21 protein-coding genes are annotated in these 25975 nt (G+C 51.2%); 10 read left to right on the top strand and 11 right to left on the bottom strand.

Annotated features, from left to right (window positions below; all coding sequences use genetic code 11):
• Positions 1 to 11: 11 nt before the first annotated feature.
• The 3 genes from BM231_RS05360 to BM231_RS05350 all read left to right on the top strand — a co-directional run bounded on the left by BM231_RS05360 (position 12) and on the right by BM231_RS05350 (position 1387).
• Positions 12 to 239: a F0F1 ATP synthase subunit C gene (locus BM231_RS05360; RefSeq protein WP_008549639.1), complete on the top strand. Its 228-nt coding sequence runs from the start codon at positions 12 to 14 to the stop codon at positions 237 to 239.
• Between the two features lie 99 nt (positions 240 to 338).
• Positions 339 to 890: a F0F1 ATP synthase subunit B gene (locus tag BM231_RS05355; RefSeq protein WP_093517382.1), complete on the top strand. Its 552-nt coding sequence runs from the start codon at positions 339 to 341 to the stop codon at positions 888 to 890.
• Between the two features lie 11 nt (positions 891 to 901).
• Positions 902 to 1387 carry a F0F1 ATP synthase subunit B family protein gene (locus BM231_RS05350; RefSeq protein WP_063293756.1) on the top strand — a complete coding sequence of 162 codons (486 nt, stop codon included), beginning with the start codon at positions 902 to 904 and terminating at the stop codon, positions 1385 to 1387.
• 89 nt (positions 1388 to 1476) lie between these two features.
• On the opposite strand, the gene BM231_RS05345 is transcribed toward BM231_RS05350, so the two are convergent.
• The 4 genes from BM231_RS05345 to BM231_RS05330 all read right to left on the bottom strand — a co-directional run bounded on the left by BM231_RS05345 (position 1477) and on the right by BM231_RS05330 (position 7876).
• A complete protein-coding gene (locus BM231_RS05345; protein ID WP_208860104.1) occupies positions 1477 to 2463 on the bottom strand; it encodes a hypothetical protein in 987 nt (328 codons plus the stop codon).
• A 224-nt stretch (positions 2464 to 2687) separates the two neighbouring features.
• Complete coding sequence (locus BM231_RS05340; RefSeq protein ID WP_093517380.1) at positions 2688 to 5588, bottom strand: beta strand repeat-containing protein; 2901 nt, start codon at positions 5586 to 5588, stop codon at positions 2688 to 2690.
• A 450-nt stretch (positions 5589 to 6038) separates the two neighbouring features.
• Positions 6039 to 6695 carry a ribonuclease HII gene (locus tag BM231_RS05335; RefSeq protein WP_093517859.1) on the bottom strand — a complete coding sequence of 219 codons (657 nt, stop codon included), beginning with the start codon at positions 6693 to 6695 and terminating at the stop codon, positions 6039 to 6041.
• 53 nt (positions 6696 to 6748) lie between these two features.
• Positions 6749 to 7876 carry a PA0069 family radical SAM protein gene (locus BM231_RS05330; protein ID WP_093517378.1) on the bottom strand — a complete coding sequence of 376 codons (1128 nt, stop codon included), beginning with the start codon at positions 7874 to 7876 and terminating at the stop codon, positions 6749 to 6751.
• 113 nt (positions 7877 to 7989) lie between these two features.
• Here BM231_RS05330 and BM231_RS05325 point away from each other — a divergent pair, with 113 nt between their 5' ends.
• From BM231_RS05325 to BM231_RS05310, 4 genes are all read left to right on the top strand, one after another.
• Positions 7990 to 8583, top strand: a complete 594-nt coding sequence (locus tag BM231_RS05325; RefSeq protein WP_093517376.1) for a glycosyltransferase family 2 protein — start codon at positions 7990 to 7992, stop codon at positions 8581 to 8583.
• A gap of 23 nt (positions 8584 to 8606) precedes the next feature.
• The gene (locus BM231_RS05320) at positions 8607 to 9287 is read left to right on the top strand and encodes a ceramidase domain-containing protein (RefSeq protein WP_093517374.1); all 681 of its coding nucleotides are present in this window, start codon (positions 8607 to 8609) and stop codon (positions 9285 to 9287) included.
• A gap of 118 nt (positions 9288 to 9405) precedes the next feature.
• Complete coding sequence (locus BM231_RS05315) at positions 9406 to 11730, top strand: NADP-dependent malic enzyme (RefSeq protein ID WP_093517372.1); 2325 nt, start codon at positions 9406 to 9408, stop codon at positions 11728 to 11730.
• Positions 11731 to 11850: 120 nt separating this feature from the next.
• Positions 11851 to 12345, top strand: a complete 495-nt coding sequence (locus BM231_RS05310) for an Mpo1 family 2-hydroxy fatty acid dioxygenase (RefSeq protein WP_093517371.1) — start codon at positions 11851 to 11853, stop codon at positions 12343 to 12345.
• Between the two features lie 24 nt (positions 12346 to 12369).
• On the opposite strand, the gene BM231_RS27045 is transcribed toward BM231_RS05310, so the two are convergent.
• The gene (locus tag BM231_RS27045) at positions 12370 to 12540 is read right to left on the bottom strand and encodes a hypothetical protein (RefSeq protein ID WP_167550265.1); all 171 of its coding nucleotides are present in this window, start codon (positions 12538 to 12540) and stop codon (positions 12370 to 12372) included.
• Between the two features lie 108 nt (positions 12541 to 12648).
• Here BM231_RS27045 and BM231_RS05305 point away from each other — a divergent pair, with 108 nt between their 5' ends.
• Positions 12649 to 13560 carry a LysR substrate-binding domain-containing protein gene (locus tag BM231_RS05305; RefSeq protein ID WP_093517370.1) on the top strand — a complete coding sequence of 304 codons (912 nt, stop codon included), beginning with the start codon at positions 12649 to 12651 and terminating at the stop codon, positions 13558 to 13560.
• A 62-nt stretch (positions 13561 to 13622) separates the two neighbouring features.
• On the opposite strand, the gene glyS is transcribed toward BM231_RS05305, so the two are convergent.
• The 3 genes from glyS to BM231_RS05290 all read right to left on the bottom strand — a co-directional run bounded on the left by glyS (position 13623) and on the right by BM231_RS05290 (position 19548).
• Positions 13623 to 15860 carry a glycine--tRNA ligase subunit beta gene (gene glyS / locus BM231_RS05300; RefSeq protein ID WP_093517369.1) on the bottom strand — a complete coding sequence of 746 codons (2238 nt, stop codon included), beginning with the start codon at positions 15858 to 15860 and terminating at the stop codon, positions 13623 to 13625.
• A gap of 205 nt (positions 15861 to 16065) precedes the next feature.
• A complete protein-coding gene (locus tag BM231_RS05295) occupies positions 16066 to 18342 on the bottom strand; it encodes a beta-glucosidase (RefSeq protein ID WP_093517368.1) in 2277 nt (758 codons plus the stop codon).
• Between the two features lie 249 nt (positions 18343 to 18591).
• Positions 18592 to 19548 (bottom strand): glycine--tRNA ligase subunit alpha, encoded by a 957-nt coding sequence (locus BM231_RS05290; RefSeq protein WP_063309923.1) that lies wholly within the window; start codon positions 19546 to 19548, stop codon positions 18592 to 18594.
• 291 nt (positions 19549 to 19839) lie between these two features.
• Between BM231_RS05290 and BM231_RS05285 the strand changes: the two genes are divergently transcribed.
• Positions 19840 to 21465, top strand: coding sequence for an FAD-binding protein (locus BM231_RS05285; RefSeq protein ID WP_093517367.1), 1626 nt, complete (start codon positions 19840 to 19842; stop codon positions 21463 to 21465).
• Positions 21466 to 21551: 86 nt separating this feature from the next.
• Here BM231_RS05285 and BM231_RS05280 read toward each other — a convergent pair whose 3' ends face one another.
• The 3 genes from BM231_RS05280 to BM231_RS05270 form a co-directional block, all read right to left on the bottom strand.
• A complete protein-coding gene (locus tag BM231_RS05280; RefSeq protein WP_208860103.1) occupies positions 21552 to 21752 on the bottom strand; it encodes a hypothetical protein in 201 nt (66 codons plus the stop codon).
• A gap of 72 nt (positions 21753 to 21824) precedes the next feature.
• Complete coding sequence (locus tag BM231_RS05275) at positions 21825 to 22685, bottom strand: S49 family peptidase (protein ID WP_093517846.1); 861 nt, start codon at positions 22683 to 22685, stop codon at positions 21825 to 21827.
• A 195-nt stretch (positions 22686 to 22880) separates the two neighbouring features.
• Positions 22881 to 23882, bottom strand: coding sequence for a uracil-DNA glycosylase (locus BM231_RS05270; RefSeq protein ID WP_208860102.1), 1002 nt, complete (start codon positions 23880 to 23882; stop codon positions 22881 to 22883).
• A gap of 390 nt (positions 23883 to 24272) precedes the next feature.
• Here BM231_RS05270 and BM231_RS05265 point away from each other — a divergent pair, with 390 nt between their 5' ends.
• Positions 24273 to 25952 (top strand): electron transfer flavoprotein-ubiquinone oxidoreductase, encoded by a 1680-nt coding sequence (locus tag BM231_RS05265; RefSeq protein ID WP_093517363.1) that lies wholly within the window; start codon positions 24273 to 24275, stop codon positions 25950 to 25952.
• The last annotated feature ends 23 nt before the right edge of the window (positions 25953 to 25975 follow it).

The raw sequence follows: 25975 nt of genomic DNA, 5'->3' as shown, positions 1-25975 counted from the left end.
GAGCACATGTCATGGAAGCAGAAGCAGCAAAATACATCGGTGCCGGTATCGCCTGCCTTGGTATGGGTGGTGCAGCTCTCGGTCTTGGTAACATCTTCGGCAACTTCCTTGCCGGCGCACTGCGCAACCCATCTGCTGCAGATGGACAGTTTGGCCGCCTCATCCTCGGCTTTGCTGTGACCGAAGCTCTCGGCATCTTCTCCCTTCTCGTCGCACTTCTGCTGCTGTTCGCAGTATAATCGACGACAAAGATTAGAGCGTTTTATGATGACGGTTCCTCATGGTAGGGACCGTCTCTAAAATCATAAAACGTACGAAGAGCGTTCACGGAGAAGTTGATGTCGAATACTCAAGGCAACCTGAATACAACTGCCGAAGTTGGCATTGTAGAGGATGGCGGTAGCTTTCCTCCGTTCGACAGCACGACTTACCCGTCTCAGCTGTTGTGGTTGGTTCTTTCCTTCGGCGTTTTCTACTGGGTAATGTCGAAAGTGGTCCTTCCACGCATCGGCGGTATCCTTGAAGATCGTCGCGATCGCATCGCAGGTGATATGGCAGAAGCATCCCGTCTCAAGCAAGAGACAGATGAAGCCATTGCATCCTACGAAAGTGCTCTAGCTGAAGCGCGCAAAAAAGCCACTACCATGGCTCATGATGCACGTTCTAAGGTGAAAGCAGAGACAGAAAGCGCCCGCGCAGCGGCTGAAGAGCAGCTGGCAGCTAAGCTTTCCGAATCTGAACAGAGCATTTCCAAGATCACAGCTGAAAGCCTGTCTCATGTTGGCGAAATCGCCGCCGAGACGACAGGTGAGCTTGTGAAGGCACTTATCGGTGGCCGTGCTCCAGCGAAAGCTGAAGTTGCCAAAGCCGTTGATGCTGCACTTAAGTAAGGGGTGACAGAATGTTCGATGCAAGCCTTTGGGCACTCGTTGGTCTCATCCTCTTCTTTGCCCTGCTGTGGTACCTGAAAGTACCTGGCAAGGTTGGTGCAATGCTTGACCAGCAAGCGGACAACATCAAGCAAGAGCTTGAAGGCGCCCGTAAGCTGCGTGAAGAAGCTCAGGCTCTGATGGCCGAGTACCAGCGCAAGCGTAAAGAGGCTGAAGCGGAAGCAGATCAGATCGTTGCTGACGCAAAAGTTGAAGCTGATCGTCTGGCTGAAGAAGCCAAGGCAGCTCTCGAAGAGATGATTGCACGTCGCACCAAAGCAGCCGAAGCGAAAATCGCTCAGGCTGAAGCAAATGCGATTGCACAGGTTCGCTCCCGTGCTGCAGATGTTGCAGTTCAGGCAGCTGAAACCATCGTCGCTTCCAGCACTGCCAAAGAAGAAGTTCAGGATAAAGTGCTCAAGCAGAGCATCAAACAGGTTTCTGAAAACCTGAATTGATCCTCAGAATTTCTGACAAGAATATCAAAAAAGGCTCCCGAATTTCGGGAGCCTTTTTCTTTGTCTAAACACTACTCGTTCTTAGTGTCTTAGACATGCCACTCAGCAAGTCCCAGTCTCTCTGAGGTGTCGATTTTAATTGGCAATGGGCTGTCATCCGGCTGGTGCATCAAAACAACATCAGCTTCCGTACAATGTGTCAGCAACGCAATGATGCTGCCTGAGCTGAACGCATCGGCGTGAATTGTATTCCCCGGCACCAAAATTCCGCTGCCATGTGGAACAAGGAAGTTCGTGAGAGCAAACTGATCTTCTTCAAGCTGTGTCCCCACAGTGATGACAATCTCGCTCTGCTCAGAAGCTGGCATGAACACATGCGGGAAGTCGTGCGTTTCAATAAAGAAGCCGTTTGCCACATCCAGCCGGTATTGTGGGTAGGCCTTGCCGAACTCATACTCAACTGCATTGAGATTGCCATCAAACTTCAGCGGCACTGTCTGTCCCTCATCAAAGATTTTGACACCGAAGGCAGCTGCGATGTCATCCCGGTTAGGACTGATTGGCGTCACAAGAGGAATATCGAGGCTCGTCTCAGCAGAGGCAAACAGCCCGCTTGCGCCAAACACATTTCCAGGCGCAGGCACCTGCACGGTTGAAGCATCCAGCCATCTGCCCTGCGTTTGCAGATATGATCCATCCGGCAAATTCGCGATATCAGCAGGAGAGGCAGCAACTGACTTGTGTGTCCCAGCTGTTTCCTGAGCGGGTGAGGCGCTGGTTAGGAATGGGGCTTTAGCAGACAGCACTGCATCCTTACCGCCCTCCACGACGTTGTGAAGCGCATTTGTCGTCATCCCAAGTTTGTCATTGACCATGCGGTGCACTGAAACTGCAGCAAGGCTGGAATCCACTTGCCGCTCTGGAATAGCGGGATTGTATTTTACGTTGATACCAAGATCTCCAAGATGACGCTCCTTATACGTGTCTTGCAGCTCAGCAGGCTTGGCAGTGTTCTGAACCGCCTGTGGTTGGACTGGGAGGGTCTCGTTCCGCACGGCACCTGTGATAACTGGCATTTCAATGCTCCTGAATTTAGAGTTGCAATGCCGCCATGATGTGAGCTGTTACGCCCCCAGGTTGTGCCAAAATGCACTCAAACGGGAGTAAGTGCCGCAAGGTCATTCAACTCTGCGTTATAATGCGAGAGCATTGGTAGAGCTTGTGAGGTCTTACGGCATCCTTATTATTGGAGTTCAAGCGGTTTGGATGATTATCAAACAACTCGCCTTTTAGCCGGACTTTAAAACTGAATATTTGCGCTCAGTTTGCCGCCGTATGCCTCATAGCCTGAAACTCCAATCCCGTCGTAAAATCCTTCTCCCAGAACCCGAATTCCAGGACTTGGAATGAACAGTTCTGCCCCACCTTCTACCCTGGCGCGGAAGTTCTCATCCGCTGAAGCCAACGTTGCGTCTGTTGGAATGTCACTAATCAGGCGATTGAAATCATAAATTCCTGAAACAGATAGGAAGGGAGAGAACAAGTAGCCTGTCTCGCTCAAATAGTCATAGGAGACACGTGGCCCGAATTCTAATCGCCCAAGAGTAAAGGTTTGATCGGAGATTGTGTTGCCTAGCTGGTCAACATACTCCTCTTGTTTCTCATAATAATAAGTGAGGTTGGCAAACGGATTGATCGTCAGCTCATTCAGACTAAAATCTCCAGTTAAACCAGCTTGGAGCAGCAGTCGCTCAGTATCAAAATTATCAGTTCCCAGCCCAAGTGCATCAACGTCATTGCTGGAACGCCCATAAGTGATCTGGCCATTCATGTAGAGATTAGGTTGTAGGCGAAGAACCGCGTAAGGACCAAACATCCAGCCCACACCACTGGCTGAAGTGTTGGCTGTATTGTTGTTCTCTTCAGAGATATCCAGTTGTGTCAGAAAGCCTAAAAGGAAAGTATCCTCATGGCGGTAATCGACACCAACATAGAACAGTCCATTGTTGCTTCCAAAATCGTTGTTTTCGACGCGAATGTAGGACCCTTGTGCCCAAATATCAAACCCAGAGGGTGAATAACCGTCATCCGATAGTTCATTATCCGAAACGAGACTATTAATCGCTGCTGTGGCTTTATGAGGTTGCGTGATTGTATCCGCGGCCCAGCTAAGCTCTATATTTTGCTTCTGCTGTTCAACCTGCTCAAACCCATTGGTGATGCGACTTCTGGATTGCGAAGAGCTATCGTTATTGAGGGAAGTCAGCTTGTTCATAAAGGAGGCGTAACTGAACTGGAAGGAAGCCTGCTGACGTGCAGAGGAAACATCGTAAAAGAAGCTGTTTAAGCCTTTTTGTTGACCGAATTTCCCGGTTCTTAACCTTTGTACCAGCTTCGGTTGTTCAGCCACAATTTGATTAGCTCGTGCACCGATGAAGGCACCTATGACTGCTTTTGTTCGCACAATATCAGCGTTGCTGTCGCGTGCATTTGTCAGTGAAAAGTCTGCCGAACTACTAACACCAACAGCGCTGGCTGCAACCACGTAGCTCCCTGCTATACCGTTTGCTGTTGCACTCAAACTCGCTACTCCAGCCGCATTGGTTGTGGCTGTTTGCGTAACTACAGCTAGGCTTGCACCGGAGGACGGTGCTGTAAATGTAATTGTCTCATTTGCGACGGGATTTCCGCCCGTATCGGTGACTGTAACAACAAGCGGATCAGAGAAGCTGCTTGAAATCTCAGTGCTCTGGCTATTACCTGAGCTTACAACAATCAAAGAGGGTCCTGTTGTGTTGGAAAGAGAAAAATCTGCAGTTGAGACTACGCCGCTCACACTGGCTTCAACCACATAGCTTCCACCAGTTCCATTAGCTGTTGCACTCAAGCTTGCCACGCCAGAAGCATTTGTGGTTGCTGTTTGTGTAACGGAGCTCAAGCTCGCACCCGTGGCGGGCGCGGTAAATGTCACGGTCTCACTAGCAATTGGATTGCCGCCACTATCAGTCACAGTCACAACCAACGGATTTGCGAAGGCAGAAGAAATAGCAGTGCTCTGATTGTTTCCCGAAGTCACGGAAACTGAAGAGGCTGATCCGGTATCGTTGGTTAAGGAAAAGTCTGCAGTCGTTACAACCCCGCCAACGCTGGCCTCCACCACATAACTGCCACTGGTTGCATTAGCTGTTGCACTCAAACTCGCCACACCAAAAGCATTTGTTGTTGCTGTCTGTGTAACGGAGCTCAAGCTCGCACCCGTGGCGGGAGCAGCAAACGTCACAGTCTCACTGGCAACAGGGTTGCCGCCACTGTCTGTTACAGTCACAACCAATGGATTTGTGAAGGCAGAAGAAATGGCAGTGTTCTGGTTGTTTCCGGAAGTCACCGAAACGGAAGAGGCTGCTCCAGCATCGTTGGTTAAGGAAAAGTCCGCTGTCGTTACAACCCCGCCAACGCTGGCCTCTACCACATAGCTGCCACTGGTCGCATTAGCTGTTGCACTCAAGCTTGCCACGCCAGAAGCATTTGTTGTTGCGGTCTGAGTGACAGAGCTTAGGCTGGCACCAGTTGCAGGAGCTGTGAAAGTAACAGTTTCATCGGCGACAGGGTCCCCCCCGCTGTCAGTTACGGTAACAACGAGTGGATTTGTAAACGAGGTAGAGACCTCTATATTTTGATTATTGCCAGAAGTAACAGAGATCGCACTTGGTATTCCTCCACTGGTTGAACCTGAAAGAGTGATTGTTCCACCAGCGCGAGTGAGTGAAAGGGCGAAATTTTGGGTGTTGTTATTATGAGTTCCCGTGAGCGTAATTGTCGTATTGTCCGGTAAGTTCTCATTGAAAGCATTGACACCATTATTAATAATTTGTGGTGTGCCGTTGATAGAGAGGGAATTCACTCCCAAACCTGTGCTTGGAATGTCTGTAGATACCGCAATTCCAGCATTCTCTAATGTATTATCAAAGAAAGTGAAAAATGCTTCATCATTGGTAGGGGTGAGCGTGACCGTGCAGGTGTCCAATGTCAGATTAACTGCAATTCCATTGTTCGTACTATCAGGGAAGTTGCAGCTAACGGCAGCAGTTGTTGGTGTAGCTAAAATCAAATTTAGAAGTGTAATTGCAAAAAATGAAAGAATAAAAGTGAAAGGGAAAAAGAATTTAAAATTCCAATTTAAATTATGGAGCAGCTTTGTCATGTGAATCGATTTTCCATGATCTAAGGTAAATCAACATTTTAACTTACTGAACATAAATCAAATTACTGATTTTTAAATGATATCATTTCGATTGCTATCACAATTGTAAGATATTTAGGTAATCGACTAAGTTTGGAAAAGTCAAAATTACACACAGGCATAACTTGCTGAAAATAAAGTACGTATTCTATTTTTTTGAGATGATAGCAGCTTGATACTTGGAAATTTGCGCTTGGTTTATACCCATCTATTTGATGGCTATGGCCTCCAATGCCGCACCTCAGTGTGGGGCTCACCTCGAAAAATCTAAACACAGCGCATTGAAGGCACTGTATTTAGACAAGCATAGAGGCGAGTTAAACAAACAGAATGTTTCGATCTAAGGCTATTTCAGAGGCAGAGTATAACAAGCCGGTATACTGGCAGTGCTGGCCAAGTTTGATTGAAGCGTTACCCTGCTTCAATCATCTCCCGAATAGGTCGGAAGGAGCAGCGGTGGAGCGGGGTTACGCCGTGTGCTGCTAGGGCTTCCTGGTGCTGTTTGGTGCCGTAGCCCTTATGTTTGGCGAAGCCGTATTCTGGGAAGTCCCTGTCCATCTTCACCATCAGACGATCTCGGGTCACTTTGGCAACGATTGAGGCGGCGGAGATCGCGAGGCAACGGCCATCACCCTTGATCAGTGCTTGCCCTTCCTGCGGCAAGTGATGGGGCACATCCTTGCCATCAATGAAGAACCGTTTCACCGGAACGCTGAGCGAGCGGGCGCAGGTGCGCATACCTTGCAGCGTTGCTTCGCGAATGTTGATCCGGTCAACGGTTCGCGCGCTTTGCACGCACACACTCACATCAGCCATCTCAAGGATCTGCTCAAAGAGCTCCTCGCGCTTGGCCTCGGTCAACTTTTTGGAATCGTTCAGCCCCTCTGGCAGGTTGTCGTAGTCAAGGCTGGCCGCAGCAACCACCACAGGGCCAGCCCATGGTCCGCGCCCAGCTTCATCAATACCAGCAAAACGTCCTTGTAAGTCGCGCTCAACGGAGCGCTCAAAGCGCATATCGGGAGCATCAGGAAAGGCGATATCAAAGAGGGAGTTTGCAAAATACGACATGCCTCTCTTTGCCACGCAGCCCATCAGCTTTCAAGCATCACAACATGCCTCGTCTACAGCAATGAAAGCTGCACACCGCCGCAAGTTGGTTTGATGAACTGGTCACAGGACAGCTTTAGTGAACGTGAGGATAAACCCTTGCTCTTGCACGCCAGCTGAAAGCGCTTTGCCAGCTGGTCTGCATAAGGGCCTTTGCCCTTAAAGCGCTGCGTCCACTGGGCGTCATAGTCCTTTCCATCACGCATGGAACGCAAAAGGCTGAGCACACGCCGGTAACTCCCTGGAGCTTCCCGCAAAAGCCATTCCTTAAAGAGCTCAGAAACCTCACGAGGAAGACGCAGCAGAATATAGCTGGCCTCTGTTGCGCCGTGTTCCTTACAGACCTCAAGAATGCTCTCAAGCTCATGATCCGTCAGTCCGGGAATGATAGGAGCAGCCAGCACAGCGGTTGGAATACCCGCATCAGACAGCGCTTTGATTGCTTGCAAACGGCGAGGCGGAGTAGAGGCGCGCGGTTCAAGGCTCCGCGCAATCTTCCGGTCTAGCGTCGTCACCGAGATAGCCACCTTGGCCAGATTGCGCTCGGCCATTTCACTGAGAATATCGATATCCCGCATAACCAAGGCGGACTTGGTGACGATCGTCACCGGATGCCCCGTCTTGTTCAGCACCTCCAGAACATCACGCATGATTTTGTGCGTGCGTTCAATCGGTTGATAAGGATCAGTATTGGTTCCAATCGCAATGGGTTTCGGCTGATAGGAGGATGCACCCAGCTCCCGCTCCAGCACCTGAGCTGCATTGGGTTTGGCAAACAAACGGCTCTCAAAGTCCAACCCCGGCGACAACCCCATATACGCATGAGTTGGTCGCGCAAAGCAGTAGATGCAGCCATGCTCACACCCCCGGTACGGATTGATCGAGCGATCAAAAGGAAGGTCAGGAGAGCTGTTTTTAGTGATCACATGCCGTGCAGCTTCAATCTGCACTTCCGTCTTAATCGGCGGAAGTTCATCAATTGTTCCCCAGCCGTCATCCATCAGTTCCCGGCTTTCCGCCTCAAACCGGCCAGCCTTGTTGGAATGTGCAGCACGGCCTCGCCCTGTCATGTTGACCGGAAGCGAAGACCCTAAAGGATCAGCGGCCTCAGTTTCGGCCCTGTGATTTTGTGCAGTTGACATGGGGCATGCACTTTCGTCTTCTCATGAGAACATAAGTGGAACATTGCTCAAAATATCTGGATTTGCAAGCCTTTACTTTCCAAAGATAAGGCAAATCACTGTAAGCTGTTGGAATGATTAGTGCACTTATTCCCACCCACAACAGTGAGCACCGACTGGTTCTCACCCTGTCCGCCCTGGTCCCAGCTTCCGCAGAAGGTATCCTGAAAGAAGTCATTATCGCCGATGAAGGTTCATCTGATGGGACCGAGATCGTCGCGGATGCCAGCGGCGCAGATTTCGTCAGCACCACTGCAAAAGCGGGCTCAGCTCTGGCGCAAGGGCTCAAACAGTGCACTCGTTCCAACTGGATTTTGGTGATCCAACCCGGAGCCATATTACAAGCGGGCTGGCAGGCAGAAGCAGCTGCCTTTATAGAGCGTGCGGAGCGGGTAGGAACTGCTAAAAATCTGATTGGCGTGTTTCCCAGCCGCACAGAAGAATTCGGCACTGTCGCACAACTCAAGCAGAAGCTTATAACCCTCAGGCATCGGTTGCTGAAAACATCATGCCACCAGCTCCCCATGCTGATGCACAAAGACCATCTACAACAAGCGCTCGCGAATGCGTCAGGAGTGAGCCGACAGGATCAGCTCCAGAAGGTTTTGAAGGCTAGCCGGGTCCATTGGTTGAACGGTACTATGATCTTTCAAAACGCCACGAGGTAGCACGGTACCGGTTTGGAGGTCTCATGAATTGGAATCAGCATCTGAACCAATACTGCGAGAGGACCTCCGCTGCGTTCTGGTCTGAGCCACTCAATGCAGTGAGCAACGCTGCTTTTATCATTGCTGCGCTAATTGCCCTTCAATTTTGGTTGAACGCACGCAGCAACGCAAAAAAAACGCGTTCAACGCAAACCAACGCACAAGATAACGCAGCGCTGGTCCTCATCGCTTTGCTGGCCATTATCGGGATCGGATCGTTCCTGTTTCACACCTTCGCAACCCTCTGGTCCATGCTGGCTGATGTCATCCCGATCGCGATCTTCATGCTGGTTTACTTCTACCTTGCCACACGTCGATATATGGGTGCCAACCTCTTGATATCACTGGGCGCAACGCTGCTCTTCTTTGGGGCAATGGCATTTGGCCCAAGGCTGGTTGAAGGGATACTCGGATCCACTGCTGGCTACTTCCCGGCACTCCTCGCAATCCTGCTTTTTGCAGGCCTGACCCGCAGCAAAAACAGGCAAACATCCAACGCTCTGCTAGCCGCAGGCGTGGTCTTCGCACTTTCGATGAGTTTCCGGATTTTAGACGAACCAATTTGCTCGATTTTGCCCGTTGGAACACATTCCTTGTGGCATATTTTGAATGCAATCGTTTTGCTTATTCTAATTCGCGCATTTATACGCTTTAAGACGTATTGAGATACTGCAAAATCCTAGGCGATGGTCTAGGTTTTGCAAAACTGCGACATCTGAACCGGAAGTCATAATGATTCCCGGTGGCGAGCCGCTCATTCACTCGGTCAGGCAAGAATAGACGATGACGGACAAAAAACGCCCTACCTCCGGCGAACTCGATGAACAAGCGCTCTTTTACCATGAGTATCCGCGCGCGGGTAAATTGGAAATTCAGGCAACGAAGCCATTGGGAAACCAGCGAGATTTGGCGCTTGCCTATTCTCCGGGCGTTGCTGCTCCGTGTTTGGCAATCCATAAGGATGAGTCAAAAGCGGCTGATTACACCGCACGTCAAAACCTTGTTGCAGTGATCTCCAATGGTACCGCAGTCCTTGGTCTGGGCGCGATTGGTCCTCTGGCATCCAAGCCGGTGATGGAAGGTAAGGCTGTCCTCTTCAAAAAGTTCGCTGGCATTGATGTCTTTGATATCGAAGTTGATGAGACCAACGTTGATAAGTTCGTTGATGCCGTTGGCGTTCTGGAGCCAACCTTCGGCGGTATCAATCTGGAAGACATCAAGGCGCCAGAGTGTTTCCAGATCGAAAAACGCCTGCGCGAAAGAATGAATATCCCGGTTTTCCATGATGATCAGCACGGTACCGCGATCATCGTGTCAGCTGCGGTGCGCAATGGCATGGAACTCTCCGGCAAAAAGCTGGATGAGATCAAGGTCGTCGCATCCGGCGCGGGCGCTGCGGCGCTGGCTTGTCTTAACCTGCTTGTCGCCTCTGGTGTAAAGCGCGAGAATATCTGGGTTTCTGACATTGAGGGCGTTGTCTACGAAGGCCGCGAAGCCCTTATGGATGAGTGGAAATCCGTCTTCGCGCAGAAAACCGACAAGCGCACGCTGGATGATATCATCGAAGGCGCTGACGTCTTCATCGGCCTGTCCGCAGCTGGTGTGCTGAAGCCGGAGATGGTTGCAAAGATGGCAAAACGCCCTCTGGTGATGGGACTTGCCAACCCAAACCCGGAAATTATGCCAGAAGATGCACTGGCCGTTCGTGATGATGTGGTGATGTGTACAGGCCGGTCGGATTACCCGAACCAGGTGAATAACGTCCTCTGCTTCCCATACATCTTCCGCGGCGCTCTGGATGTTGGTGCAACTGCCATCAACGAAGAAATGAAGCTGGCCGCTGTTGAGGCAATTGCTGCTTTGGCACGGGAAGAACCGACCGATGTGGTGGCCAAAGCCTATGGCGGTGTCACCCACACATTCGGCCCGAACTACCTCATTCCATCTCCGTTCGATAACCGCCTTATCCTGCGCATTGCCCCTGCTGTTGCAAAAGCCGCCATGGAAACTGGCGTAGCAACCCGCCCGATCGAAGACTTCGACACCTACATGGACAAGCTGAACCGTTTCGTGTTCCGTTCCGGTATGGTGATGAAGCCAATCATCGCGCAGGCAAAAGCAGACAAACAGCGCGTGATCTATGCCGATGGTGAAGACGAACGCGTGCTGCGCGCCGCTCAGGTGGTGCTTGAAGAGGGCCTCGCGACACCAATCCTCATTGGTCGTCCTCAGGTTCTGGAAAATCGCTGTGAGCGCTTCGGCTTGCGCATCCGTCCAGGCACAGATTTTGAGTTTGTGAACCCGGAAGACGATCCGCGCTACCGCTCCTATGTTGATACACTGGTGCAACTGGTTGGCCGCAAAGGCGTAACGCCAGAAGCCGCCAGAACCATGGTGCGCACGAACTCAACCGTCATTGGCGCTTTGGCGTTGCATAGAGAAGAAGCTGACGCGCTCATCACAGGCCTCGAAGGCCGTTTTGATAAGCACCTGCGCGACATCAACAACATCATTGGCTGCTCCGAAGGCATCAGAGATTTCTCCACGCTCTCTCTGCTGATCAACTCCAGTGGTGCTTACTTCCTGGCAGACACCTACGTTACAGAATGCCCATCTGCGGAAGAGATCGCCGAGATCACCCATTTGGCATCCGAGCAGATCAAACGCTTCGGTATCACACCACGCGTTGCATTGCTCTCGCACTCCAACTTTGGCTCTCGTCCGTCCGAGACCTCCAACAAAATGCGGGAAGCCCTGCAGATGGTCTGGAAGCAAATGCCTGATCTGGAAGCAGAAGGCGAAATGCATGGTGACGCAGCATTGAAGCCGGAAATCCTGAAACGCTACATGCCAGATGCGCATATCTCCGGTCCTGCAAACCTGCTGGTGTTCCCAACTCTGGACGCCTCCAACATCGCATTGAACCTCATCAAGGCAATGACAGACGCGCTTCATGTCGGTCCGATTTTGCTGGGCGCGAAGAAAACCGCCCACATCATCACACCATCCGTGACCTCACGCGGCATCGTCAATATGACTGCACTTTCAGCAGTTGATGCGCAATGTCGTAAGGAAAATGCCGGCGTTTGCCTGACACCACATAGCTAAAACAACTCCTTCGGCGGGCACTGGTTAATATGCCCGCCGAAGTTTTGTCAGCTTGAAAATACTTTCCCCATACGGCATGCTGGCTGCATTGATACCGCTTGATATTACGGGGAGGGTAGTATGAGCTTTTCAGAAGCAACCGGGCGTCGCATTGATCGCCTTTTGGGCGAGTACGGCGAAAGCCACCAAAATCACAAAAACAAAGCCATTCACTGGATCTGTGTGCCGATCATTTTTTGGACGGTGACTGCACTGCTGTGGTCTGTTCCAACACCCATCGGTTTTTCGAATATCTCACCGTGGTTGAACTGGTGCACGATCGGGCTGGGGCTGTCGATCATCTACTATCTGTCATTGTCCATCACATTGGCAATCGGCATGGCCGCGTTCTCAGCATTGATGATCTGGATTAACATGACCTATCAGCAATTTGGGCTTGGTATCCCACTCTGGCAGACAGCTTTGATAGTGTTTGTGATTGCATGGGTCGGCCAGTTTATCGGCCATCATATTGAGGGGAAAAAGCCGTCCTTCTTTAAGGATCTTCAGTTCCTGATGGTTGGACCTGCGTGGCTAATGCATTTCATTTATAAAAAGATTGGCATCCCATATTGAGGGACAAAATAAAAAACGCTGCTCTTAAGGCAGCGTTTTTTCTGGGTTGATGTAAACATCACCAATTTCGCGCGTATCCATCCGCTGAAGAGCAGGGTGTGAAAGTGGGTCAGCACAATAAGGCTTTGAGCCTGCAGCTACTTTGGCCTTTCGGGGGGATTTTCCGCGCAACAGATCTTTAAAAAGATTTTTCATTGTCATTTCCTTTGTGACTTGATGGAGCGACAATGCGTCAATTGCGTTGCAAGTGCTATCTGGAATAACTAAACCCCGGTTTAGATTTACTGCTCGGAACTGTCCTCGATGAAAAATCTCAATCAAGTCAGTCTTGCTGGCCTCCGCGTTGTTGAAGCTGTCGGGCGCTTGGGCTCCCTGAAAAATGCGGCTGAAGAACTGGGCATTACGTCCGGCGCCGTCAGCCAGCAACTGCATAAAACTGAGCATCAGTTGGGCCGCCCGCTGTTTACACGAGAGACAGGCGGATTGAAGCTGACAAGCCTTGGCACCGAGATTTGCCGAGAACTCACACTGGGCTTAAAGCAAATCTCTGAAGCTGTCGCACTGGCAGACCGGGACAGAGAAGAAAGCCTCTTCCTGTCTGTAGCCCCGCTTTTAGCTGAGAAATGGCTTGTCTGGCGCCTCAGCAGTTTCATGAAGGCAAACCCGGACATTAACCTCAGACTGGATGCCAACGATCAGTTGGTGAACCTCAACCACTCCGACGTGGACGCCTGCGTGCGCGTCCATAAACGAGCACCTGATGACGTTTACTCAGAGCGCCTGTGCGAGCACTTCATTTATCCGGTCTGCTCTCCTGAGATCGCGGAGCGCCTCAAAGAGCCGCAGGATCTTTTGAATGAAGTGATCATCCGCGACTATAACTCCTATTACCGTTGGAGCGACTGGTTGGCCCCGTTTGGTCTCAAGGAAAGCCAGCTTCCACGAGGTCATGGTTTCTCCAATGCATCGCTCTGCATGGATGCTGCAATTGCAGGTCACGGGGTCTTTCTGGGCTGGGATACGCTGGTCGCCAATGCTGTGAAGCAAGGTCAGTTGAAGATTCCGTTCGATCACCGCTGTTCAACAGGGCGATCCTACTGGTTCATCTGCAGAGAAGGGGCCTTACGCAGCCCCAGCGTTCGCAAGCTGCGGGATTGGCTGAAAGAAGAGATCGCACAGACAGCGGTTGAATACGAAAAGGCCGTCAAAACCTAATCAAATAAAAAGCCCGGTAACTCAAGCGAGAACCGGGCTTTAAAATGTCTTATGATGTCAGCTTAGCCAGCGATCTTTGAGAAATCAGCAACCTGATGAACAGCTGCACGAATTTCTGACAGGATCTTCAGACGGTTCTCACGAACCTCTGGCTTTTCAGCATTCACGTGAATGTCGTCAAAGAAGCCGTCAACAGGACCGCGCAGTTTGGCAAGAGCAGCCATTGCAGCAGAGAAGTCAGCAGCATCAAGCAACGGCTTAATTTCAACCAGAACGCTATCCAGTGCGGTTGCCAGATCCTTCTCGGCCTGTTCTTCCAGCAGAGCAGCATCAGGTTTGCCCGCAAAGGCTTTGCCGTCTTTCTTCTCTTCCGCACGCAGAATGTTGGCAGCGCGTTTGTAACCTGCCAGCAGATTGACGCCGTCTTCGCTGCCAAGCAGCCCAGCAAGAGCTTCCGCTTGCTTGACGATCAGCGTGATGTCGTCCTGACCACCACGAGCTAGGACAGCATCGATCAGATCATGACGTACACCCTTGTCTTTCAGAACCACCTTCATGCGGTCTGCAAAGAAGCCAAGGAGATCGTCAATCAGGCCGGATTCCAGAGAGGTCTCAGGGATCTTGTCGGAAACGTTTGCCAGCACCACATCAGCAGCTTTGGAAACCATGGAGAAGATGTCCTTAACAACGCCTTCGCCAGTTTTGCCTTTACCGATAAACGGAAGGTCGGACAGCGCGCTTTCACCGCGAGCAGCAGCAATGTCTGCAAGATTGCGGCGCAGGCTTTGAACCAGAACGTCACGAAGTGGCAGGCGAAGGTCGTTTTCCAGCACAAGGCGGATAACACCCAGCGCAGCACGGCGCAGCGCAAATGGATCTTTCGAGCCGGTCGGCTTCTCGTCGATTGCCCAGAAGCCAGCAAGGATGTCCAGTTTGTCTGCCAAAGCAACAGCGATAGAAACGGGTGATGTTGGCACATCATCAGACGCGCCAGCTGGCTTGTAGTGATCTTCAATCGCCTGAGAAACAGCAGCCTCTTCGCCCTGCGCTTCCGCGTAGTAGCGACCCATCAGGCCTTGCAGCTCAGGGAACTCGAAGACCATCGCAGAAACGAGGTCAGCTTTCGCAAGACGTGCTGCCCGCTTGGTCTGCTCGATATCAGCGCCAACGAGTGGAGCGATTTCCGCAGCAAGGCGTTCAAGGCGATCAACGCGGGCAGCGACAGTGCCCAGCTTCTCATGGAACACAATGTCCTTAAGCTTGGAGACGTTGCTGTCCAGCTTGGTTTTCAGGTCCGTTTCCCAGAAGAACTTGGCATCAGCAAGGCGTGCAGAAACAACCTTTTCGTTACCAGCAATGATCTTGGTACCACCATCCTTCGCAACGATATTTGCAGTCATCGCAAATTTGTTGGAGAGGCGGGATGTCGCTGGATCACTCAGTACGAAGTTTTTCTGGTTCACCTTAATGGTGAGCTGAATAACTTCGTCAGGCAGCTGAAGGAAACTCTCATCATAAGAACCGATAAGCACAGTCGGCCACTCGTTGAGGCCAGCCACTTCGTCAAGAAGGCCTGCATCTTCAACAAGTTCTAGGCCAAGTGCCATAGCAGCGTTTTTCGCATCAACATCAATGATGTCTTTACGGCGATCCGCATCAAGCACAACCTTGGCAGCTTCAAGCTTGGACATATAGTCTTCCAAGCGGCGCACTTCGATTGCCTCAGGCGCCATAAAGCGGTGACCATAGGTGGTCCTGCCTGATTTGATGCCATCAATTTCAAACGGAATAACTTCTGGCTCTTCGGTCTCAGGACCAAAGGTACAGACGATTGAGTGCAGCGGGCGAACCCAACGCAAGCTGCCAGTGCCCCAGCGCTGAGACTTTGGCCAAGGGAAGTTGCGAATGATGTCTGGCATCACGTCAGCAACAATATCCTCGGTCTTGCGGCCCGGCTTTTCGATTACAGCGACGTAAAAATCACCCTTTTTCGGGTCATTTTGAACTTCAGCATCATCAATAGAGGAAAGGCCAGCGCCACGCAGGAAACCAGCCAGCGCTTTTTCAGGCGCACCAACGCGGGGCCCCTTCCGCTCTTCACGGGTTGCTTTGGAGCCTGCAAGCAAGCCAGCAATGTGCAGTGTCAGGCGGCGGGGAGTGGCATAAGCCTTCGCGCCTTCATAGGTTACACCTGCATCTACAAGAGCATTGGTCAGGAGGGATTTCAAATCCTCAGCCGCACGACGCTGCATGCGGGCAGGAATTTCCTCGCTAAAGAGTTCGAGGAGAAGATCTGGCATTGGTGAACGACGCCTTTAACTGGTCAATCAATCGCGAATTTCTAAGGTGGATAGTGCCTAGCAATACTCAGGGGCATTGTCACCCCCAATAGGCAGTACGGAACCGTAATTGAGCAAAAAACATCAGCCGGACACAACCAATCAACAGGGGTGTGAACAGCTGCCTTGCATCAGGCTTTGCAGTGCTGAGATAATCTAAGCCCGTTTAGGCAGGTTCCTCAGTAGTTTCATTGAGTTCGCCAAACAGGTTAAGTTCCAGTCGCAGGCTGTTGGGATCCTGACTGGAGCTGCCCACGACCACATCGTAAAGGATGCGCTCAACCACCATCTGGTTGCGCTCACTATCAAATATCGCAAGCTCCTCAATCGGGATCGAGACAGCCACCTGCCTGCTTTCACCAGCTGGAATACAAAGACGTTGGAAGCCCTTCAACTCCTGTTTGGCACGCTCTACGGCAGACCCCTTAGGAGCAATGTAAACCTGCGAAACCTCCTCTGCCTCGACTTGCCCGATATTGGCGATAGAGAACTGAACCTCAATGCTGCCGGTCATGAGCTCATCCGGCGGGGTAACAACAAGTTCGGAGTAATGGAATTGCGAATAGCTCAGACCAAATCCAAATGGATACGCCGGTGTAACATCATCTTTGTCCAGCTTCCTGTATCCATGCCAAAGATCATAGATCACTTTACGCGCATTGCGATCAAAGTCAGGTAGGTCACTCTCTCGTCTTGGGATGACAAACGGCAGCTTGCCACTGGGAGAGACTTCGCCGGATAGAATACGGGCAAGTGCAGTTCCTCCCTCCATCCCTGGATACCAATGCAGTAAGATGGCAGCAGGTTTATCCTGCCATTCATTCATCAAAATAGTTCCGCCACCCATAACGACTACGACACAATTGGAATTTGCGGCACAGACTTGCTTGATCAGTTCAACATCATGCGGGGGTAGGCGAAGACTCTGCCTGTCGCCGGAACCATAACCATCTTCAGCTCCCCCGGACTCCTGAGGTTTGCCCGCAGAACCTGCACCGCCAAACGCACGCAAAAACTGAGAGGCAATTTTCGCTTCTTCGCGGTTTCTTGGTTGAGGTAAGGCTTCATGAAAGCGCGCTGCCAGATCAGCCGAAACCCATTCACCCTCACGGCTATGGTCATTCCCTACCACCAGCACAACTGCATCGGCTCGTTTTGCGATCTGCAGGGCGCGATTGATGTTCTGACCTCTGTCCTGCCAGATATCGATCTTGTGTTTGTAGTAGGAACGAAGGCCTGCGAGTGGTGTGGTGATATGTGTCGGCTGTGTATCACTCGTTCCTTTGTCGCCTGTGTTCGCAACACTTGCTAAACGACCAATAACACCAATGCTTTGAATGTCCTTAAGAGGTAAAAAACCACCTTCATTCTTCAGGAGGACTGTTGACTTTTCAGCAGCCTCCTGCGCAACAGATCGAAACTCAGCGCAGCCAACCTGTTTCTTCTCGTAGCTGCCTTTTTTCAGTATCTTAAGCTGTTGCAGAATGAGCCGGTAACAGGCGTCATCCAGTGCCGCTTCGGTGATCTCTCCATCATCAATCAGTTCAGACAGGTGCTGGTGAAAGTGCAGTTGGAACGGCATCTCCAGATCAACACCAGCGAGAGCAGCTTCCTTTGCATTGCGAATGCCGAATAGGAAGTCACTCAGCACAAACCCCTTAAACCCCCAGTCTGTCTTCAGCAGTTGGGTCAGCAGCTCTCTGTTGTGTCCGCAAAGTTCGCCATTGATGGAACTGTAGGACGTCATGACAGCCGCCGCACCTGCCTCAACCGCCTTCCTGAAGTGAGGAAGATACATCTCATAGAGTGCGCGCTGGCCCACTGTAACATTGAGGGAAAGCTTGGAGTTTTCCATGGATGCCAGAGCAAAGTTCTTGATGCATGCCATGCCATGTTGTTGAACACCGCGAACGAGAGCTGAGCCCATTGCTCCGATCAGGAAGCTGTCTTCGCCATAGGATTCTTGTGCTCGTCCCCATGCGGGATGGCGCATCAGGTTAAGCGGCACACCTCCAAACAATGTTCCGCCAAAAGCGCGCATCTCATATCCAATAATTGCGCCAATCCGCTCTTCCAGCTCAGGGTCAAAGGTTGCCGCTCTTGCAATCACTGTAGGAAACGTTGTGGCGCCCTTCAGCACAATCCCGCGAGATCCTTCTGTGTAATGAACACCCGGTAAATGATGCTCAGGCAAGGCCCCCGCTGCCCACGGACCGGACTGAGAACCGCTTTTCATCATATCCCGAACGCCCGGCCAGAAGGCTTGGTCTCCGTCTCGCATGGCCAGTTTGTCATCACGGCTCAACCGCGAAACGATCGCGCTGGCAATCTGCTCGTCACTCAGGTTTTGCGTAGATGAAGATTGAGCAGTCATCTCAGGTGGAGGTAGGGAAACGGCTGCTGCATTGCCGTCTTCGTGCGCCTCGGTACTTTCAACAGTCATGGAACAAGGAACTCCGCGCATGCACCCCAATTTGGATCAGCGCATAGATACGCAGGCAGCTGGCAACCGGGGAGTGATTTGCAAATCAAACAGGATATCGCTTCTGAAAATATCCGTTTGATTGCAGTCCTGAAAACCTACTGATTATCAGCAGGCATCTTTCAAGGAGTCGAAGTGCAGAGCGAGTAACAACAAAAAATGCCGAGGCATTTCTGCCCCGGCACTTAAAAAGCATCATGTAGGCTGCAACTAGCCTTTGTAGCCCACACCACCAGCTTCGGTCTGCAGGAAGGCTGCACCACAAGCTTTGGAAAGTTCACGCACACGCAGAATGTAGCTCTGCCGCTCGGTTACGGAAATGACACCGCGCGCATCAAGCAGGTTGAACACGTGGGAGCATTTAAGCGCTTGGTCATAAGCAGGCATAACAACTTTCTGCAGGCCATCACCAGCTTTCTCCATTGCTTCTGCGCTTGCTACCAGCAGGCGCTTACACTCACGCTCATGGTCTGCAAAGTGGCGGAACAGCATTTCAGTATCGGAGTGCTCGAAGTTATGACGGGAATATTCCTGCTCGGCCTGCAAGAACACATCGCCGTAAGTAACCTTCTCGTCGCCTTCAAGGCCATTGAAGTTCAGGTCGTAAACATTGTCGACACCCTGAACATACATGGCAATGCGCTCAAGGCCATAAGTCAACTCACCTGCAACAGGTTTACATTCAAAACCGGCGACTTGCTGGAAATAGGTGAACTGAGAAACTTCCATGCCGTCACACCAGCATTCCCAACCAAGGCCCCATGCGCCCAGTGTCGGGTTTTCCCAATCATCCTCAACAAAGCGGATGTCGTGGATGTCTGTGTCGATGCCAATTGCGCGCAGGGAAGCCAGATACAGTTCCTGAAGGTTCTCAGGAGACGGCTTCAGCATAACCTGAAACTGATAGTAGTGCTGCAAGCGCATTGGGTTTTCACCATAGCGACCATCGGTAGGACGACGAGATGGCTGCACATACGCCACTTTCCATGGACGAGGCCCAAGCGAACGCAGTGTTGTTGAGGGATGGGACGTACCCGCGCCGACTTCCATGTCATAAGGCTGCACGATAACGCAGCCCTGATCGGCCCAGAATCTCTGGAGGGTCATCAGAAGACCCTGAAAGGACTTGGTCGGCTGCATATGTGCCGGAACGGCTTCACTAGACATGGGAGTGTTTCCTGAAAATCCAAAATGTACTGCACCGAAACGGCGCAAAATCCTAGTTGGGGCACAGGTGCCACGTCAAACAGGGAAGGTCAAGCATTCCTGAAAAATCAAAGATATTTTGTGAAAAAGACGGGGAGTAAGGCGGAATACTCTTCTCATGGTCAGCGCTGTAATCGCAGTCGCGCTTCGGCTCAGCCTCGTACCCCACAATATCAAGGATATTGAGCCCGGGAAAAAGCTTATTTAGTGGCGGGGTCATTGTAGTCTGCATAAAAGCTGGAGAGCGTACCGATGGTGATGTCCCGCCTGCCTGTTCTGAGTGATCGTCAAGGATTTGACCGCCGCTGGTATGCGCCAAACCTGAAACGAGTCTACGCCCCTGCCTCTGCTGCAGAAGTAACAGCGGCATGGAGAGAGGTGATTGCATCTGGAGCAAAAGCAGGTGAGTTGCAAATCACCTGTGGTCGCCATTGCTACGAGAACTTCGTCTACAACATCGGCACAAAATACATCATCGACCTGACCGGGCTACGCGGTGTGGGCAGTGATCCAAACTATGGGTATTACATCGATGTCGGCTTTGGAAACTGGGATATGTATCGCATGTTCAACAACATGTTTGATACCACACTTCCAGCGGGCAGCTGCTATTCAGTCGGACTAGGCGGACACATCACTGGGGGAGGGTATGGTCTCTTTTCCCGCGCTTTTGGACTGACGGTTGATTATCTGTCTGCGGTGGATGTGGTGATTATGCCTCAAGGGGCTCCAACGCCTGAGCTCTATGAGAAAGTCTCTCCTGTGAACCATCCGGATTTGTTCTGGGCGGTCTGTGGCGGTGGCGGAGGAAACTTCGGCATTATCACCCGCTACTATTTCCAGAACACTCCGAAAGCACCGCAATATCTTTACACCACCGCGTTTTCATTTGATTGGCAGGATGAAAATGGAAACCTGCTGATCACAGAACCTGTCCTCAGGCAACTACTGGACAACTTCACCCAGTTCTCACAGGAAGGGCAGGACGGAGACAAATCCAAGTGGCCAAGCTTTGGCATATTCCATGCGAACCATCTTGCTGCTGGGAAAATGGTTTTTGCATCCTATTATTTTGACGCTCCATCACTCGGGATCCAAGGTCAGGAGTATGAGGCTTATTTGAATGACAGGATCAAGGATCAGAAAAAAACACTGGGCGAGATAACAAGACTATCAACCGACCCGGGCCCCATAAACGGACATCCATGGCACGGCACTGCAAAAGCTATAAGTCCGGTGAGTGCAACTGCCCAACTTCGTCGTTTCACGTTTCTGGAGGGCGTTCAAAACACAAATGGTTCCGGCCCCAATCAGTTTGGAAAATACAAATCCGCATACATGAAGAAAGGCTTCACTGACGACATGGTCGCCGCGCTCCATGAACATCTGCAGAAGGTTCCCGATGGGGTGCCATTGAGCAGCATGAGCCAGAGCCTGTGCCAGATCGACAGTTATGGCTGCGCTATAAACCAAGTCTCCAGCACAGCAACGCCAATCGCACAACGCAGCTCAATCATGAAACTGCAATACCAAACCTATTGGGATAATGATGCGGCAATCGGACAGGATAACAAGCAGCTTGAGAAAGCCCATGTTGGCTGGATCAACGAAATGTATGCTGACGTTTACGCCAAGTATGGCGGTTTTCCTGATCCAAGAAACGATCCGGACGATAATGTTGACGGTTGTTACTTCAACTATCCAGATTCATGTTTGGGAGTAAATGGGGAGAACTCACCCGGCATAGATCATGCCATGTATCTCTATTTTCTGGAAAATTACGATACAGGTCCGGCAGATCGAAACCTGCGGGCAATAAAATCAAATTGGAATCCGCAAAACTGGTTTGCAAGCGCACAGTCAATTCCTGTTAAATAAGGAATACGTGCAAAATTATCACGGCACCAAGCCCGCAGACCAAACGTCATGCGGGCATCTTTCAATCAACAACTAGAGCACAGCTCTTAGTAGTTGCTTACAGGGCGGTATTTGCCAGTGGCCGGATCTTCAACCAGACGCGTATATGCTGGATCAACCGGACGCTTGCGAGCAGTTGCATAGGCAGGCTGTTTCTTGAATGCCATGTTGGAGATTTCCTTCTTTACGGCTTTGTAAAGAGCATATCCACCTGCAATCAAAGCAACAGTTCCTAATACCTCAGTCATCTGCATTTTCCTTCCATCACTTATGTGAAGCATTGTTATTTCTGGCAATTTTGGCAATCCTATGGAGATTGCTCAAAGACCAAACTTTGCCCAAAGGCTTTTTTCTTCCAGGGTAGCAAGTGTAGCAGCAGGCAATGTGCCAGCAGCCTCACTCAGACCTCCCTGAAGGTTCGCACCGGGAATAAAGCGGCTAAGAAAGCGCTTTTTGGTGCCAACAAATTTCACTTTGGTTTCTTTGCCGTACCGCTCATGGATCGTGGAGTGAAGATCGCCAAGACCATCTACAAGGCCCAGATCACGCGCTTTGGCTCCAGTCCAGAACAAGCCGGAAAATAGGTTTTTGTCATCGCTCAGCACGTCACCGCGGCGGCTCTTCACCATGTCGATGAACATCTCATGGATTTCGTGCTGCAATGTTTTGAGGTGCTCAATGTCCTCTTTAACTTCCGGTGAGAACGGGTCCAGCGTGACCTTCTTGTCTCCGCTGGCATAAACACGGCGTTGAACGCCCGTTTTTTCCAGAAGCTCCGTAAAGCCAAAACCGGCAGATACGACACCGATGGATCCAACGATAGAGGATGGATCAACAATGATGTCATCACCAGCCAGTGCAATCATGTAGCCGCCAGATGCAGCAACATCTTCTACAAAAACAAGGATTTGCTTGTTGTTTTCATCAGCCAGCTGACGAATGCGTTTGAAGATGAGATGAGACTGAACCGGCGATCCGCCAGGTGAGTTGATGGACAAAGCAACAGCAGGGGCTTCTTTAAAGCTGAAAGCTATTTCTAGCGCGTCTTCAACACTGCTCAGGTTCAAACCTGATTTCAATGGAGATGCAGCACCAATAGCACCATGCAAACGGACGACGGGTACGATAGGTCTTACTTTGCCCAATTTGCCTGGAAGGTAGCTGCGCAGCTTGTTCAACAACTCAAAATTCTCCTTTGCGTCGATAACTTGTATGTCGTTGGGGTAACCAACTTCATCCAATATAGGCAGCAATCATCAGGAGAGAAGAGCTTTAGCCAAAAGAAATGGCAATTTACGCAATAAAACGCAACAGTGTGATCCTCATAACAAATCTACACCTTGAGAACTCAGAGAGCTCATTCAGAACAGCGGGGATTACTCGGTTGTTTCAAGCTCGGCACGAATCTGGAGCATGTCTCGCCAGGCATATCTTTTCTCAGCAGGGCTGCGCAGAAGATAAGCAGGGTGATAAGTCGCAATCGCCTTGCGTTGTGCGCCGTCGCCGCCATAGCTCAGCCACTTCCCGCGCAGCTTGCGAATGCCATCACGGGCACCGCTGAGCGTCTTGGCAGAGGCCGCTCCGAGGAAAACAACAATCTCCGGATCAACCAGCTCAATCTGCCGCTGAATAAACGGACGGCAAATCTCAGTTTCATGCGGGGTAGGGGTGCGGTTTCCCGGTGGACGCCATGGAACCACGTTGGCAATGTAAACCATGGAACGATCAAGTCCGGCAGCTTTCAGCATCCGGTCCAGCAGATGACCTGAACGCCCCACAAACGGCACGCCTTGAATGTCCTCTTCACGCCCCGGTGCTTCACCAACAAACATGATGCGTGCCTTGGAACTGCCATCCCCAAACACGAGGTTCTTTGCGGTCAAGCGCAGGTTACAGCCCTCAAAACCAGCAAGGATCTTCCGTAGCTCATCAAGAGATTGCGCTGAGCCCGCTGCGGTTCTGGCCGAACCAACTGTTTCTGCATTCGGAATAACAGCATTCGCGTCTGTCGCCGCAGTCGGCGTAGATGTCGTAATAGCGGCTTCCTTGGCAGCCCGCTGCCGCTCCAGAATCTGCTTCGCTTTCTGCTTGTCGTCTGCAGAAACGCCATTCTCGCGCAGGTTCCGTGCCATTTCGGCAGGCGAAACACTGAGGTTTTTGGACTGTGACGGCGCTGGCTCTGGCGCGCTGTACGAACTGACTGGAGCTATGTTCTGCTGGGGTGCAGGGCGGGTCTGTACCTGCTTTTCCATCTGGCTCTGAGTTTGCGCAAAGCGGTCCACTGGAGCATCTTCCAACGCACAGTCGACGCCGACAGCGCTTAAAAACTCCAGATAAGCCTCCAGCTCGGCGGCATTTGTGACAGGAACTTCAGACATAGCCATTTACTAGTTGTGGCACACAGATCAGCACAGGCAAAAGGGAATAACTCTTTTGCAATGCACCATGGATGGGCAGCAGCCCAGTCCGCCCTATATTCATTATGAAAGCGCAACTGTCCAATAGAAAAACGAGAATGAGCTAACTCAATGGGGAACAGTGTAAAGTGGTTCACGTTAACTTGGGGAAATTACAATAATTCCTTAAGGTGTAGATAGTTTTTTTGCTGGGGTACCTGACGGAATGCACCTTAAAACGCATTGCGCTATAGTATCCGCTCAATTACACAGAGACTAAATAAAGTTTTGACACTTGAGGTGCTGGAAAATAATGCGCTGCCACATCATTTGACGCGAAATGAAGTGGATAAAGTGTAAAGGGAGAATACTATGTCTGAAGGGGAAACTCTGGCAGAGCGCGAATCCATGGAATTCGACGTTGTAATTGTAGGTGGTGGTCCTGCAGGTCTATCAGCGGCAATTCGGATTAAGCAGCAGGCTGCGGAGAAGGGAGAGGAAATCTCCGTCGTCGTGCTCGAAAAGGGCTCTGAAGTTGGCGCTCATATTCTATCTGGCGCTGTGATTGATCCAATTGGCATTGATCGCCTGCTTCCTGACTGGCGTGAAGACGAGAGTGCTCCGATCAAGACACCTGTCACAGTTGACCATTTTAATCTGCTTGGCCCTGCTGGTTCCCTTCGTCTGCCAAACTTCCTGATGCCGAAACTCATGAACAACCACGGCAATTACATTGTGTCTCTGGGCAATGTCTGTCGCTGGCTTGCAGAAAGAGCAGAAGCGCTCGGCGTGGAAATCTATCCAGGCTTCGCAGCTGCTGAAGTGCTTTACGATGATTCAGGCAAGGTGATCGGTGTTGCAACGGGCGATATGGGCGTTGCGCGTGATGGGTCTCATAAAGATGGCTACATGCGCGGCATGGCACTGCTCGGCAAGTACACGTTGATCGCCGAAGGTGTCCGTGGCTCGCTTGCGAAGACGCTGGTAGACAAGTTCGACCTTGACCGCGACAGTGACCATCCGAAATTCGGTATTGGCATCAAAGAGCTGTGGGAAGTAGATCCATCCAAGCATAAACCGGGTCTGGTTCAGCACTCCATGGGTTGGCCGCTGGACGGAAAAACTCAGGGCGGCTCTTTCCTTTACCATCTGGAAGACAATCAGGTTGCTGTTGGGTTTGTTGTGAACCTCAACTACCAAAACCCGTATATGTCTCCGTTTGACGAGTTCCAGCGTTTCAAAACTCATGCGGGTGTGAAGGACGTCTTTGAAGGTGGAAAGCGCATTTCATACGGCGCGCGTGCCATCTCCGAAGGGGGATATCAGTCCGTACCGAAGCTATCTTTCCCAGGCGGTCTTCTCATCGGGTGTTCCGCTGGTTTCGTCAACGTACCGCGCATCAAAGGCTCACACAACGCTGTCCTCTCCGGCATTCTGGCAGCGGATATGGTTGTTGACTCGCTGGGCCGTGGTGAAGCACACGAAGAGCTGGATCAGTTCGACGGCGCATGGCGCAATTCTGAAATCGGTAAAGATCTCTGGAAGGTACGCAATGTAAAACCATTGCAGACCAAGTTTGGCAGCCTGCTGGGTATGGTCTTCGGCGGCCTGGATATGTGGACCAACGAGCTGATGGGCTTCTCCTTCTTCGGCACCATGAAACATGGCAAAACCGATGCTGCGAGCCTGAAGCCAGCGAAGGATTGCAAGAAGATCAATTACCCGAAACCAGACGGGAAGATCTCCTTCGACAAGCTGTCCTCTGTCTTCCTCTCCAACACCAACCACGAGGAAGATCAGCCGATCCATCTCAAGCTGCGCGACGAGACTTTGCAGAAACTTTCCGAGCACGATGTCTACGCTGGTCCGTCGAACCGTTATTGTCCCGCTGGTGTGTATGAGTGGGTGGAAGAAAACGGCGAACCACCACGCTTCCAGATCAACGCTCAGAACTGCGTTCACTGTAAGACCTGCGACATCAAAGACCCGAATGGCAACATCACCTGGACTGTTCCGGAAGGCACAGGCGGCCCGAACTATCCAAACATGTAAGCTGTTGGATAAGATCAGAATAA

This window comes from Pseudovibrio ascidiaceicola, from assembly GCF_900114245.1.
Lineage (GTDB): Bacteria > Pseudomonadota > Alphaproteobacteria > Rhizobiales > Stappiaceae > Pseudovibrio > Pseudovibrio ascidiaceicola.
Note: the sequence above shows the minus strand (reverse complement) of the source record. Positions and strands in the feature narration are given on the sequence as shown.